Origin of the sequence: Clavibacter tessellarius, from assembly GCF_001618005.1 — a bacterium.
Lineage (GTDB): Bacteria > Actinomycetota > Actinomycetes > Actinomycetales > Microbacteriaceae > Clavibacter > Clavibacter tessellarius_A.
Genome location: NZ_LQXA01000013.1, coordinates 34,930 through 48,629, shown reverse-complemented (window position 1 = coordinate 48,629; position 13,700 = coordinate 34,930). Strand labels below are relative to the sequence as shown.

General features: G+C 72.5%; 12 protein-coding genes. All 12 read left to right on the top strand.

All coding sequences use genetic code 11. From position 1 onward, the window contains the following. Positions 1-15 precede the first annotated feature (15 nt). Positions 16-999, top strand: a complete 984-nt coding sequence (gene dapA, locus AWH51_RS02450; RefSeq protein ID WP_063070546.1) for a 4-hydroxy-tetrahydrodipicolinate synthase — start codon at positions 16-18, stop codon at positions 997-999. Between the two features lie 58 nt (positions 1,000-1,057). Further along, a complete protein-coding gene (locus AWH51_RS02445; protein WP_063070545.1) occupies positions 1,058-2,734 on the top strand; it encodes a ribonuclease J in 1,677 nt (558 codons plus the stop codon). A 184-nt stretch (positions 2,735-2,918) separates the two neighbouring features. Beyond that, positions 2,919-5,765, top strand: a complete 2,847-nt coding sequence (locus AWH51_RS02440; protein WP_063070544.1) for an FtsK/SpoIIIE family DNA translocase — start codon at positions 2,919-2,921, stop codon at positions 5,763-5,765. A 3-nt stretch (positions 5,766-5,768) separates the two neighbouring features. After that, the gene (gene pgsA, locus AWH51_RS02435; RefSeq protein WP_063070543.1) at positions 5,769-6,392 is read left to right on the top strand and encodes a CDP-diacylglycerol--glycerol-3-phosphate 3-phosphatidyltransferase; all 624 of its coding nucleotides are present in this window, start codon (positions 5,769-5,771) and stop codon (positions 6,390-6,392) included. Then, positions 6,389-6,928 carry a CinA family protein gene (locus AWH51_RS02430; protein ID WP_081234803.1) on the top strand — a complete coding sequence of 180 codons (540 nt, stop codon included), beginning with the start codon at positions 6,389-6,391 and terminating at the stop codon, positions 6,926-6,928. Before pgsA ends, AWH51_RS02430 begins: the two co-directional genes overlap by 4 nt. 139 nt (positions 6,929-7,067) lie before the next feature. Continuing rightward, positions 7,068-7,376 carry a helix-turn-helix domain-containing protein gene (locus tag AWH51_RS02425; RefSeq protein ID WP_012298599.1) on the top strand — a complete coding sequence of 103 codons (309 nt, stop codon included), beginning with the start codon at positions 7,068-7,070 and terminating at the stop codon, positions 7,374-7,376. A gap of 124 nt (positions 7,377-7,500) precedes the next feature. Continuing rightward, on the top strand, positions 7,501-7,725 hold the full coding sequence (locus AWH51_RS02420) for a DUF3046 domain-containing protein (RefSeq protein ID WP_063070542.1): 225 nt from the start codon (positions 7,501-7,503) through the stop codon (positions 7,723-7,725). A 267-nt stretch (positions 7,726-7,992) separates the two neighbouring features. Next, positions 7,993-9,078 carry a recombinase RecA gene (gene recA, locus AWH51_RS02415; RefSeq protein ID WP_063070541.1) on the top strand — a complete coding sequence of 362 codons (1,086 nt, stop codon included), beginning with the start codon at positions 7,993-7,995 and terminating at the stop codon, positions 9,076-9,078. A gap of 121 nt (positions 9,079-9,199) precedes the next feature. Next, positions 9,200-10,249 carry a RecX family transcriptional regulator gene (locus tag AWH51_RS16420; RefSeq protein ID WP_254654443.1) on the top strand — a complete coding sequence of 350 codons (1,050 nt, stop codon included), beginning with the start codon at positions 9,200-9,202 and terminating at the stop codon, positions 10,247-10,249. A gap of 49 nt (positions 10,250-10,298) precedes the next feature. Next, the gene (miaB, locus tag AWH51_RS02405; protein ID WP_063070540.1) at positions 10,299-11,879 is read left to right on the top strand and encodes a tRNA (N6-isopentenyl adenosine(37)-C2)-methylthiotransferase MiaB; all 1,581 of its coding nucleotides are present in this window, start codon (positions 10,299-10,301) and stop codon (positions 11,877-11,879) included. Continuing rightward, positions 11,876-12,799: a tRNA (adenosine(37)-N6)-dimethylallyltransferase MiaA gene (miaA, locus tag AWH51_RS02400; RefSeq protein ID WP_063070539.1), complete on the top strand. Its 924-nt coding sequence runs from the start codon at positions 11,876-11,878 to the stop codon at positions 12,797-12,799. Before miaB ends, miaA begins: the two co-directional genes overlap by 4 nt. 9 nt (positions 12,800-12,808) lie before the next feature. Next, positions 12,809-13,687, top strand: coding sequence for a diaminopimelate epimerase (dapF, locus tag AWH51_RS02395; protein WP_063070538.1), 879 nt, complete (start codon positions 12,809-12,811; stop codon positions 13,685-13,687). Positions 13,688-13,700: the final 13 nt, after the last annotated feature.

Here is a 13,700-nt window from a genome sequence, read left to right as displayed (position 1 = left end):
CCGCCGACCGTTACCATGGGAGCCGTGTCGTCTGAGAATCCCTTCGGTCAGGTCCTGGTGGCGCTCGTCACCCCCTTCACGGCCGACGGCGAGGTGGACTGGCCGGGCGTCGAGAAGCACATCGACGACGTCATCACCGCGGGCGCGGACGGCATCGTCGTCACCGGCACCACCGGCGAGACGAGCACGCTGACCGACCCGGAGAAGATCAAGCTCGTCGAGGTCGGCCGCTCCGTGAGCGCGGGCCGGGCGAAGATCATCACGGGCGGCGGCTCGAACGAGACCGCGCACGCCATGCAGCTCGCGCGGCAGAGCGAGAAGGCCGGCGCCGACGGCAACATGATCGTCACGCCGTACTACAACAAGCCCACGCAGGCGGGCGTGCTCACGCACTTCCGGATGATCGCGGACGCCACGGACCTGCCGGTCATCCTCTACGACATCCCCGGCCGCACGGGCATCCCCATCCAGTACGAGACCATCCTCCGCGCCGCCAAGCACCCGAACATCCTCGCGGTGAAGGACGCCAAGGGCGACCTCGCGCAGGCGAGCCGCGTGCTCAACCAGACGAGCCTCATGTACTTCGCGGGCGACGACGCCAACGCGCTGCCGACGCTCGCCATCGGCGGCACGGGCCTCATCGGCGTCACCGCGAACATCACGGCCACGCCGTACCGCACCATGGTCGACGCGGTGAACGCGGGCGACCTGAGCGCCGCCACGCATGCGCATCAGCAGCTCGAGCCGCTCGTCCGCGCCGTCATGACGCACGTGCCCGGCACGGTCGCGGCGAAGTACATCCTCCACGGCCTCGGCCGCATCGGCAGCCCGCGTGTGCGCCTGCCCCTCGTGGGACCGGAGGAGTGGGAGGCCGCGCAGATCGAGGACGAGATCGACCTCGTCCGCGACGTCCCCGGCGTGGACTTCCGCAACTTCCGCCCCGACCGCAACGCCGCCGCCGGTGGTGCCCTGCCACAGGTCGCCGGCACCACGCGCTGAGGCGCGCCCGAGCTTCCCGTCGTCGGCCGTCGTGCCGCACCGCCACCAGAGGAGACCCATGGCCCAGGCCGTCTACGATCCGCCCGAGCTGAAGCCCGGCATCCTCCGCATCACCCCGATCGGCGGCCTCGGCGAGATCGGCCGGAACATGACCACGTTCGAGATCGACGGCAAGATCCTCGTCGTCGACTGCGGCGTGCTCTTCCCCGAGGAGCACCAGCCGGGCGTCGACCTGATCCTCCCCGACTTCTCCTCCATCGCGGACCGCCTCGACGACGTGGTCGGCATCGTCCTCACCCACGGCCACGAGGACCACATCGGCGCGGTCCCATACCTGCTGAGGCTCAAGCGGGACATCCCGCTGATCGGCTCCGGCCTCACGCTCGCGCTCATCGAGGCGAAGCTCAAGGAGCACCGGATCACGCCGTACACGTTCCAGGTGAAGGAGGGCGACCGCGAGCGCCTGGGCCCGTTCGAGCTCGAGTTCGTGGCCGTCAACCACTCCATCCCGGATGCGCTCGCCGTCGCCATCACGACCTCGGCCGGCCGGGTGCTGCACACGGGCGACTTCAAGATGGACCAGCTGCCGCTCGACGGCCGGATCACCGACCTGCGCGCCTTCGCGCGCCTGGGGGAGGCCGGCATCGACCTCTTCATGTCCGACTCGACGAACGCCGACGTGCCGGGCTTCACCCCCACCGAGCGCTCCATCGGGCCGGTGCTCGAGGCCGTCATCTCGAAGGCGCCGCGTCGGGTCATCGTCGCGAGCTTCTCGAGCCACGTGCACCGGGTGCAGCAGGTGCTCGACGCGGCGGCCGCGAACGGGCGCCGCGTCGCGTTCATCGGCCGCTCGATGATCCGGAACATGACCATCGCCGCCGAGCTCGGCTACCTCAAGGTGCCGGACGGCATCCTCATCGACGCGAAGAAGGCGGTGGCCCTGCGCGACGACGAGATCGTCTACATGAGCACCGGGTCGCAGGGCGAGCCGATGGCCGTGCTCAGCCGCATGGCGAACCTCGAGCACCAGATCGAGATCGGGCAGGACGACACGGTCATCCTCGCGTCGAGCCTCATCCCGGGCAACGAGAACGCGGTGTACCGCGTGATCAACGGGCTGACCAAGCTGGGCGCGAAGGTCGTGCACAAGGCCAACGCGAAGGTCCACGTCTCGGGCCACGCGGCCGCCGGGGAGCTGCTCTACTGCTACAACATCCTCCGGCCCCGGAACGTCCTGCCGGTGCACGGCGAGTACCGGCACCTGGTCGCGAACCAGCAGCTGGCCATCCAGACGGGCGTGCCGGAGCGCAACACGTTCCTCGCGGAGGACGGCACCGTCCTCGACATGAAGGAGGGGCACGTGCGCGTCACGGGCCAGCTCGACGTCGGGTACGTCTACGTCGACGGGTCCACGGTGGGCGAGATCACCGACGCCGACCTCAAGGACCGCCGCATCCTCTCCGAGGAGGGCTTCGTCACGATCTTCGTGGTGGTCGAGCCGCAGACCGGCAAGGCCATCGTCGGCCCGGAGATCGAGGCGCGCGGGTTCGCCGAGGACAGCCGCGTGTTCGACAGCGTCAAGCCGCTCGTCGTCCGGGCGCTCGCGGAGGCGGCGGCCAACGGCACGCGCGACACGCACGCGTACTCGCAGGTCGTCCGCCGCACGGTCGGCCGCTGGGTCAACTCGTCGCACCGCCGCCGCCCGATGATCATCCCGGTGGTCATCGAGGCGTAGGGCGGCGCACGGGGGCGGGGCGCCGCGCTCCTCATGGGCGCCGTGGCGGGCCCGCTCCCCGCCCGGGTCGCGGTGCGCGTGCCCGTCGTGGACGCGATCCGCTGCCGATGCCCGCCCGGGCGGCACGCGTCCCGCCCGGCCAGGCGTCCCCTCGGCGACGGCGGCGCGGGATAACGTGGGTCGCATGGCTACGAGCACCAGGTCGACCAGCCGCGCCGGGAAGACCTCCTCGGGCGCGCCGCGCGCCACGCCCCCGCGGAAGGGGCGCGCCACCGAGACGAAGCAGCAGACCGTGGCCTACCCCGTGCAGCCCGAGGGGCGCGGCCCACTCGTCGCCGTGTGGATGGGCCTCGCCCACGCCACGGGCGCGCTCTTCCGGGCCCTCGGCCCCGAGAAGCTCGCGAAGGAGGAGCGCCGCGACGGCATCCCCTTCCTCCTCGTGGTGCTCGCGATCGCCGGCGTCGTCGTCGAGTGGTTCAACCCCCTCAACGACGTGGCCATGGCCTTCGACGCGTACACGTTCGGCGGCCTCTTCGGCCGGGTCGCGTTCGCGCTGCCCATCGTGATGGTGCTCCTCGCCCTCTGGCTCTTCCGGCACCCGGCGTCCGTCAGCGACAACGGACGCATCGGCATCGGCGTCTCGCTCTTCCTGGTCTCGATCGCCGCGCTGTGCCACATCCTCACCGGCGCCCCGGATCCCCGCGACGGCATGCTCGCGCTGGCCCGGGCCGGCGGCGTCCTCGGCTGGGTGCTCGCGGCCCCGCTGTCGCTGCTCATCACGCCGATCGGCGCGGGCATCGTGGCAGGGATCCTGCTCCTGCTCTCCCTCTTCATCATCACGCGCACGCCGCCGAACCGCGTGGGTGCGCGACTCCGCGAGCTCTACTCTTACCTCTTCGGCGCCCCGCCGGTGGACGAGGAGCAGCGCGCCGCCGACCGCGCCGCCCGCAAGGCGCAGGCGACGGAGCAGGTCGAGCTCGAGGGGCTCGACGACGAGGGGCCGGTCGACACCGACAGCCTCCCGTGGTGGCGCCGCAACCGCAGCCAGCGCGAGGACGCGCCCGCGTTCGACAGCCCGGTGCTCGCGCCGCACGCCGGATCCGACGACGTCGTCGAGAGAACCGCCGCGGAGGCCCCCACCACGGTCATCGACCGCACGGTGGATCCCGACGCCTCCCGCCCCGAGCCCGGTGCCTTCGCCGGCGACGAGGCCGCCACCCGCCGCATCGACCTCGACGCGCCCGTCGACGCGACGGCGACCGCGATCCTGCCGTCCATCCCGGTGCACCCCACCGGCATCCGCGACGACGACGAGCCCGCCGTCCTGCCCGGCTTCGAGGACGACGGCTCCGACGCGGGCGTCGTCTCGGGGGAGTCCGACGCGCCGCAGGCGCCGTACCGCCTCCCCGCGGCCAGCACCCTCTCGCCCGGCACGCCCGCGAAGTCCCGCTCGTCGGTCAACGACGAGGTGGTGCGCGCGCTCACCGAGGTGCTCACGAACTTCCAGGTCGACGCCACCGTCACCGGCTTCTCGCGCGGCCCGACGGTCACGCGCTACGAGCTCGAGCTCGCGCCCGGCGTCAAGGTCGAGCGCGTCACGGCGCTGGCCAAGAACATCAGCTACGCGGTCGCGTCCAACGAGGTCCGCATCCTCTCGCCCATCCCGGGCCGCAGCGCCATCGGCGTCGAGATCCCGAACACCGACCGCGAGATCGTCTCCCTCGGCGACGTGCTCCGCTCGTCCGCGGCCACGAACAGCGCGCACCCGATGACCATCGGCGTCGGCAAGGACGTCGAGGGCGGCTACGTCATCGCCAACCTCGCGAAGATGCCCCACCTCCTGGTCGCGGGTTCCACGGGTTCCGGCAAGTCGAGCTTCGTCAACTCGATGATCACCTCGCTCCTCATGCGGGCGAAGCCGAGCGACGTGCGCATGGTCCTCATCGACCCGAAGCGCGTGGAGCTCACCATCTACGCGGGCGTGCCGCACCTCATCACGCCCATCATCACCAACCCGAAGAAGGCGGCCGAGGCGCTGCAGTGGGTGGTGAAGGAGATGGACATGAGGTACGACGACCTCGCCAGCTTCGGCTTCCGCCACATCGACGACTTCAACAAGGCCGTCACGAGCGGCTCCATCGTGCTCCCCGAGGGCAGCGAGCGGACGCTGCGCCCGTACCCCTACCTCCTCGTGGTGGTCGACGAGCTCGCGGACCTCATGATGGTCGCGCCGCGCGACGTCGAGGACTCGATCGTCCGCATCACCCAGCTCGCGCGCGCCGCCGGCATCCACCTCGTGCTCGCGACGCAGCGCCCGTCGGTCGACGTGGTCACCGGCCTCATCAAGGCCAACGTGCCGTCGCGTCTCGCGTTCGCGGTGTCGAGCATGACCGACTCCCGCGTGATCCTCGACCAGCCCGGCGCCGACAAGCTCATCGGCCAGGGCGACGGCCTCTTCCTCCCCATGGGCGCCAACAAGGCGGTCCGCGTGCAGGGCGCGTGGGTGCAGGAGGCCGAGATCGCGAAGGTCGTCGAGCACGTCACGCGCCAGGCCCGGCCCGAGTACCGCCAGGACGTCGCGGTCGCCGCCGAGAAGAAGGAGATCGACGCGGACATCGGCGACGACCTCGAGGTGCTCCTCGCGGCCGCCGAGCTCGTCGTCAGCACGCAGTTCGGATCCACGTCGATGCTCCAGCGGAAGCTGCGCGTCGGGTTCGCCAAGGCCGGCCGCCTCATGGACCTCCTCGAGGCCCGCGAGATCGTCGGCCCGTCCGAGGGCTCCAAGGCGCGCGACGTCCTCGTCTCCGCGGAGCAGCTGCCGGGCGTCCTCGCGACGCTGCGGGGGGAGACGCCCGCGGCACCCGCGACCGCCGCCCCGGCAGCCGCGCCCGGCCCCGCGGCCGCCGCTCCCGCCGAGACGGACGACGGGAACCGCTACCCGTCGGATCCGCTGCACAAGGACCTCGACGCGTACGAGCAGGTGGAGGCCGAGGGCGACGACGACGCCTGGGGCCTCACGGGCAGGGACTGACCGGTGGCCGATCGCATCGCATCGGGTGCTGCCGGGGCACCGCGTGTCTGGCGCGCGGGCGACTCCCCGGCGAGCCCCTGGAACGTCGCCAACATCCTCACGATCGTGCGGATCCTGCTGGCCCCCGTCTTCGTCGTCCTCCTCGCGGCCGACGACGGATCCGACGGCCCGCTGCGGTACGCCGCCGCGGCGCTCTTCATCGTGGCCATCGCGACCGACGGCGTCGACGGGCACATCGCCCGCAGCCGGAACCTCGTGACCGACCTGGGCAAGCTCCTCGACCCCATCGCCGACAAGGTGCTCACGGGCGCCGCCCTCGTGATGCTGTCCGTGCTCGGCGAGCTCCCGTGGTGGGTCACCATCGTGATCCTCGTGCGCGAGCTCGGCATCACGGCCTACCGCTTCGCCGTGCTGCGGGACCGCGTCGTCGCGGCGTCCCGCGGCGGCAAGCTGAAGACCGTCGCGCAGGCCGTGGCCATCAGCGTCGCGCTCCTGCCGCTGTGGGACGTCGTGGGGGGCGGCATGCACGTCGTGAACACGGTGCTCATGTCCATCGCCCTCGTCCTCACGGTGCTCTCCGGGCTCGACTACATGCGGCAGGCGCTGCGGGCGGAGCGCGCCTCGTGAGCGGCGCGTTCGGCGTCGCGGACTCCGCGGATGCCACGGACGAGGACCTCGCCGCGCGCGTGATCGCCGCGCTGGTCGCGAGTGGGCGCCGTCTCGCCGTGGCCGAGTCGCTCACCGGAGGGCTCCTCACCGCCGCCCTCGTGGGCGTCCCCGGCGCCTCGCGGGCGCTGACCGGCGGCATCGTCTCCTACGACACCGCGCTCAAGCGCACGCTGCTCGGCGTCGAGGCGTCTATCCTCGCGGTGCACGGCGCCGTGCACCCCGACGTCGCCCGGCAGATGGCGCGCGGCGTGCGTGAGGCCTGCGAGGTCGACGGGCGCCCCGCCGACGTCGGGGTCGCCACCACCGGGGCGGCCGGTCCCGATCCGCAGGACGGCCAGGCTCCCGGCACGGCCTTCGTCGGGCTCTCCCTCGACGGCGACTCCCGCGCCATCGCCCTGCACCTCGACGGTGACCGCCAGCAGGTCCGTGCGAGCGTGGTCCACGAGGCGCTCCGGGCCCTCGCCGACGCGCTCGGATCCGGTGGGAACATCTGATGGCCGGCCCGCGTTGCCGTAAGCAGGTTCACAAGCAACGCCCAGTGCCCCTGCTTAGCGTGAGTCCTCGGCCAGATGCTCGCGCATCAGCCCCGGACCTCCGGTTCGATCAGGCACCAGGCGCAACGAGGAGGGTCCCGTGGTTCTAGTCCGTCAGGAGATCGGCGACGTCCTTCGGGACTTCCGCCTGCAGAAGGGGCGCACGCTCCGCCAGGTCGCCAGCAAGGCCAGCGTCGCGCTCGGCTACCTCAGCGAGGTCGAGCGGGGCCAGAAGGAGGCGTCGAGCGAGATCCTCGCCTCCGTCGCCGACGCGCTCGACACGCCCATCTCGGTCATCATGCGCGAGGTCGGCGACCGTCTCGCCGTCATCGAGGGCCTCAACCCCATCCCGGACACGATCCCCGACGACCTGGTCGCCGGCTTCGACAGCGACCTCGTCGCGCGCTGAGTCTCGCAGCTCTCCCCACCTCCCGCCCCGCCCGTCATCGTGACGGGCGGGGCGTCGTCGTCCGGTGGCCCGCTCGACGCGGTCGCCGCGCGGACGGTCGGAGAGCAGCGGGTAGCGTGAGGGCATGCGACTGAGCGAGTTCCAGCGGGCCGTGGCCGACGAGTTCGGCGCCGGCTACGGACCGGTGCTCGTCGCCGACCTCGTGCTCGGGGAGCTCGGCGGACGCACGTGCGCGCAGGCCCTGAAGGACGGCACCCCCGCCCGCGAGGCGTGGCTCGCGCTCTGTCGCGCGCAGGACGTCCCGCGGTCGCGGTGGAACGGCGCCGGCGTGCCCGAGCCCCGCTCCTGAGCGGTTCCGGCCCGGCGTGCCGGGGACGACGCCTCGCGACACGCGGCGCGTCGTTCGAATATCCCTTCGAACGCGCGTAGTCTCCCCACAGGAGCGAATCGAAGCGCGGACTGCACAGGTCAGGCGCCTCCGGCAGGGATGTCGGCGGGGCCGCATAACGTGCACCTCGCGGAGATCACCCGTCGCCTTGTCGGCACCGGATCCCGCAGCCCGCGGCATCGGAGCGACAGCCTGCAGGCAACCCACCTTCGACACGAGGAGCACCCCATGGCATCATCCGCAGATCGCGAGAAGTCTCTCGAGACCGCGCTCGCCCAGATCGACCGTCAGTTCGGCAAGGGCTCGGTCATGCGCCTGGGCAGCGACGAGCGCGCGCCCGTCGCCGTCATCCCCACCGGCTCCGTCGCGCTGGACGTGGCGCTCGGCATCGGCGGGCTCCCGCGCGGCCGCATCGTCGAGATCTACGGTCCGGAGTCCTCGGGAAAGACCACGCTCACCCTGCACGCCATCGCCAACGCCCAGCGCGCCGGCGGCATCGCGGCCTTCATCGACGCGGAGCACGCGCTCGACCCGGAGTACGCCAAGAAGCTCGGCGTCGACATCGACGCCCTCCTCGTCTCCCAGCCCGACACGGGCGAGCAGGCCCTCGAGATCGCCGACATGCTCGTGCGCTCGGGGTCCATCGACCTCGTCGTCATCGACTCCGTGGCGGCGCTCGTTCCGCGCGCCGAGATCGAGGGCGAGATGGGCGACTCGCACGTCGGTCTCCAGGCCCGGCTCATGTCCCAGGCGCTCCGCAAGCTCACCGGTGGGCTCAACCAGACGCAGACCACCATGATCTTCATCAACCAGCTCCGCGAGAAGATCGGCGTGTTCTTCGGCAGCCCGGAGACCACCGCGGGCGGCAAGGCGCTGAAGTTCTACGCGTCGGTGCGACTCGACATCCGCCGCATCGAGACCCTGAAGGACGGCACGGACGCGGTCGGCAACCGCACCCGCGTCAAGGTCGTGAAGAACAAGATGGCGCCGCCCTTCAAGCAGGCGGAGTTCGACATCCTGTACGGCACGGGCATCTCCCGTGAGGGCAGCCTCATCGACTTCGGCGTCGAGCACGAGATCGTCCGCAAGTCGGGCGCCTGGTACACCTACGACGGCGACCAGCTCGGCCAGGGTAAGGAGAACTCGCGCAAGCACCTCCTCAACAACCCGGAGATCGCCGCCGAGATCGAGCAGAAGATCAAGGTCAAGCTCGGCCTCGTGAAGGACCCGAACGCCGTTGAGGCCGCGGCCGACGCGGCACCGGCGCCCGTCGCCGCCGTGGCGCCCAAGGCGTCCGCCCGCAAGAGCGCCTGACCCGGCGCACCCCGGCGGGGCGCATCGCACGGATGCGCCCCGCCCTCCTGCACGACATCGGCCCGCCACCCGCCGCGCCCGCGCGAGGCGAGGGCGCGCGCCACCCGAGGACGGACGCACCATGGTCAGATTCCCCTCCGAGAACGAGCAGGGCACCGGTCCCGGTGCCGACGAGGTCGCGCCCGTCGCGTCGCTCGCCGACCGTCGGTCCCGGCGCGCCGCGACACGGCCGCGGGTCGAGCCGGAGGTGCCCGCCGTCGAGGCGCCGGCTCCTCGCGTGGAGCCCACGCCCCCCGCACGTGGCCGGACCGTGAGCGAGGTGGACGGCGTCGTCACGATCGGCGCGGCGGTCGACGCGTCCGAGGCGGGGCGGGCTCTCGCGGCCCAGGAGCGCATCGCGGAGGCGCGACGCGTCCTGGCGGAGGCCGAGGCGCAGGCGGCGCGCGGGGCAGACGGCCCCTCGCGGGAGCCGGCGCCGGGCGCGCAGTCCGAGACCGTCGAGACGCCCGAGGAGACCCCGGCCGCGTGGCGGGCCGAGGAGCAGCGGGCGGCCCGTGCGCGGGAGAAGGCCGAGCAGGATGAGGCCTACCGTCGGGACATGGTCCGGCTGGAGGAGGATCGCGTCGAGGACGAGCGTCGCGAAGCCGAGGCGGAGGACGAGCGGGTAGCGGAGCGCACGCCCGAGCGCCAGCGTCGGCGGGCGGACAACGTGCTCGCCAACCGCCTCCGCGGCCGCGGGCTGTCGCTCGCGGAGGCCCACGAGGTGCTGGCAGGGGCGGAGATCGATCCCGACATCGTCGAGGAGACGCTCGCCCGCTACGTCTCGCTGCAGTACATCGACGAGGCCGCGCTGGCCGAGCAGATCCTCCACACCCACCTCGATCGCAAGGGCCTCGGCCGCCGATCCGTGGAGATGGAGATGCGTCGCCGCAAGCTCGACCCCCTCGTCATCGAGGAGGCCATGGCGGAGCAGCCGGACGACGAGCTGGCCCGCGCCACCGAGGTCGCCATGAAGCGGGTCGGTCAGCTGTCCTCCTACGACGACGAGACGGCGGAGCGTCGGCTCACGTCGTTCCTCATGCGCCGCGGGTACGGCGGAGGCGTCGTGCGCGACGCGGCGAAGGCGGCGCTGGCCACCCGACGCGGATCCTCGCGCGTGCGCTTCCGCTGAGGCGACGGCAGCGGGTGGGGTGGATGCCCGGCCGTAGGATTGGACGATCATGAGCACCGTCGCCGAGCACGTCCGCGCGTCCCGTCCCACCGACGGCGTCAGGCCCCGCACCTACGAGGTCCGCACCTACGGCTGCCAGATGAACGTGCACGACTCCGAGCGGCTCACGGGATCGCTCGAGGCGGCCGGTTACGTATCGGCAGAGGGCGCCGAGCCCGACATCGTGGTCATCAACACATGCGCCGTCCGCGAGAACGCGGACAACAAGCTCTACGGCAACCTCGGTCATCTCGCCAGCGTGAAGCGCCGGCACGAGGGCATGCAGATCGCCGTCGGCGGCTGCCTCGCGCAGAAGGACCGGGCGACGGTCCTCGAGAAGGCCCCCTGGGTCGACGTCGTGTTCGGCACCCACAACATGGGCGCGCTCCCCACGCTGCTCGAACGGGCGCGGCACAACGGGGAGGCGCAGCTCGAGATCCTCGAGAGCCTCGAGACGTTCCCCTCGACGCTCCCCACCAAGCGCGACGAGATCGCGAGCGGCTGGGTGTCGATCTCCGTGGGCTGCAACAACACCTGCACGTTCTGCATCGTGCCCGCGCTCCGCGGCAAGGAGAAGGACAGGCGTCCCGGCGACATCCTCGCCGAGATCCAGGCGCTCGTCGACGACGGGGCGGTCGAGGTCACGCTGCTCGGCCAGAACGTGAACTCCTACGGGGTCGAGTTCGGCGACCGACACGCCTTCGGCAAGCTGCTCCGCGCGGCCGGCGCCATCGATGGGCTCGAGCGCATCCGCTTCACGAGCCCGCATCCGGCCGCCTTCACCGACGACGTCATCGACGCCATGGCCGAGACGCCCGCCGTCATGCCGCAGCTGCACATGCCGCTCCAGTCCGGCTCCGACCGCGTCCTCAAGGCCATGCGCCGCTCGTACCGGTCGGAGCGCTTCCTCGGGATCCTCGACCGGGTGCGCACGCGCATCCCGGACGCCGCCATCACTACCGACATCATCGTCGGCTTCCCGGGCGAGACCGAGGAGGACTTCCAGGAGACGCTGCGGGTCGTCGGGGCGTCGCGCTTCTCCTCCGCATTCACCTTCCAGTACTCGATCCGGCCGGGCACCCCCGCGGCGACGATGGACGAGCAGGTGCCGGCCGACGTGGTGAAGGAGCGCTACGCGCGGCTCACCGCGCTGCAGGAGCGCATCAGCCACGAGGAGAACAAGCGCATGGTCGGCCGCACGGTCGAGGTGCTCGTGAGCGCGCACGAGGGGCGCAAGGACGGCGACACGCGGCGCGTCACTGGCCGTGCCCAGGACGGGCGTCTCGTCCACCTCGACGTGCCCGAGGGGAGCGGCGAGCCGCGTCCCGGCGACGCGGTGACCGTGGAGATCACCCGCGCCGCGCCCTTCCACCTCATCGCCGATGCCGTCCACCAGGCGCCGCTGCGCATCCGCCGCACGCGTGCGGGCGACGCATACGAGCGCGCGCAGGCCGACTCGTGCGGTGTGGCGGCCGCGCCGACGACCGGTCCCGGCGCCGGAGGGGCGCCCCGCGTCTCGCTCGGCCTGCCCTCGCTCCGCGTGGCGGCGCTGGGCGACGGCGGGTCCGTGCACCCGCGCCACCGGGCGTGACCCCGATCATCGCGGTCGTCGGCGCCACGGGCACCGGCAAGTCCGCGCTCTCGCTCGACATCGCGGAGCGGATCCGCTCCGAGGGGAGTGCGGCCGAGATCGTGAACGCGGACGCCATGCAGCTCTACCGCGGCATGGACATCGGCACCGCCAAGCTCCCGGAGGGGGAGCGCCGCGGCATCCCGCACCACCTCCTCGACGTCCTCGACGTGACGGCCGAGGCCACCGTCGCGGCGTACCAGGAGGACGCGCGCGCCGCGGTGCGCGCGATCCTCGGGCGGGGAGCCGTCCCCATCCTCGTCGGGGGCTCGGGGCTCTACGTCTCCTCCGTGCTGTTCGACTACGACTTCCCGGGCACCGATCCGGAGATCCGGCAGCGTCTCGAGCGCGAGCTCGTCGAGACCGGTCCGGGGATGCTGCACCGTCGGCTCCGCGAGGTCGATCCCGCGGCCGCGCAGCGCATCGGCGCCCACAACGGCCGACGGCTGGTCCGGGCCCTGGAGGTCGCCGAGATCTCCGGTGCCCAGCCGGCGCGCGAGACGGCCGAGCCGCAGGCCTGGCACCCCGCGCGCATCCTGGCCCTCACGCTCCCGCGCGAGGAGCTCGTCCCGCGGCTCGACGCGCGCGTCGAGGGCATGTGGGCCGCCGGCCTCGTCGACGAGGTGGCCGGGCTGCTGCCCGCGGGTCTCGCCGACGGCGTCACCGCGTCGCGGGCCATCGGCTACGCGCAGGCGGCGCGACAGCTCGCGGGCGAGATCACGGAGGCGGAGGCCGTCGAGGAGACGCGCGCGCTGACCCGCCGGTACGCCCGTCGACAGGTGTCCTGGTTCGGCCGCTACACCGAGGCGGTGCGGCTCGATGCGCGCGACGACCAGCTCCTGGCGCAGGCCCTCGACGCCCTCCCGGTGACGCGCCCGTAGGCTGGCGGCATGGCAGACCTGCAGTTCACCAAGGGACAGGGCACGGGCAACGACTTCGTGCTGTACGCCGATCCCGCGGGCGAGATCCAGCTGACCGACACGCAGGTGCAGGCGCTCTGCGACCGCCACTTCGGCATCGGCGGCGACGGCACGATCCGCGCGGTCCTGTCGAGCCGGATCCCCGAGGGCCAGGCGGCCCTCGCGGAGGACCCCGACGCCGAGTGGTTCATGGACTACCGCAACGCGGACGGCAGCCCTGCGGAGATGTGCGGCAACGGCATCCGCGTGTTCACGCTCTTCCTCATCGAGAACGGCCTCATCGAGCTGCCGCCGGGCCGCACCGTCCCCATCGGCACCCGCGCCGGCGTGCGCGAGGTGCAGCGCAGCGGATCCGGCTTCCAGGTCGACCTCGGACGCTGGGCCCTCGCCGGCGGCGAGCCCCTGGTGCGCGCCAAGGACCTGCAGGTGGCCCGCCCCGGCCTCGGCATCGACGTCGGGAACCCGCACGTCGTCGTCGCGCTCTCCAGCGAGGACGAGCTCGCGCAGGCCGACCTGGGCTTCGTCCCGCAGCTCGATCCGGAGCCCGCGGGCGGCGTGAACGTCGAGCTGGTCGTCCCCGCGGATCCGCTCGTCGTCGACGGCATCGGCCACATCACGATGCGCGTGCACGAGCGCGGCAGCGGCGAGACGCTGAGCTGCGGCACGGGCGCGGTGGCCGCCGCCCTCGCGACCCGGCACTGGGCGGGCGCGGCGGCCCCGCACCAGTGGCGGGTGCAGGTCCCCGGCGGCGTGCTCGGAGTGCGCATGTTCCCGGCGGAGGACGGCGAGCACGTCGGCCTGTCGGGTCCCGCGGAGCTGGTGTTCGACGGCGTCGTCGCGCTGGCCTGATCGTCGCAGCGGC

Bases quoted from the DNA above. Each gene is read 5' to 3' on its own strand.
- dapA (WP_063070546.1), top strand. From the start codon at position 16: ATGGGAGCCGTGTCGTCTGAGAATCCCTTCGGTCAGGTCCTGGTGGCG.
- AWH51_RS02445 (WP_063070545.1), top strand. From the start codon at position 1,058: ATGGCCCAGGCCGTCTACGATCCGCCCGAGCTGAAGCCCGGCATCCTC.
- AWH51_RS02440 (WP_063070544.1), top strand. From the start codon at position 2,919: ATGGCTACGAGCACCAGGTCGACCAGCCGCGCCGGGAAGACCTCCTCG.
- AWH51_RS02420 (WP_063070542.1), top strand. From the start codon at position 7,501: ATGCGACTGAGCGAGTTCCAGCGGGCCGTGGCCGACGAGTTCGGCGCC.
- recA (WP_063070541.1), top strand. From the start codon at position 7,993: ATGGCATCATCCGCAGATCGCGAGAAGTCTCTCGAGACCGCGCTCGCC.
- AWH51_RS16420 (WP_254654443.1), top strand. From the start codon at position 9,200: ATGGTCAGATTCCCCTCCGAGAACGAGCAGGGCACCGGTCCCGGTGCC.
- miaB (WP_063070540.1), top strand. From the start codon at position 10,299: ATGAGCACCGTCGCCGAGCACGTCCGCGCGTCCCGTCCCACCGACGGC.
- dapF (WP_063070538.1), top strand. From the start codon at position 12,809: ATGGCAGACCTGCAGTTCACCAAGGGACAGGGCACGGGCAACGACTTC.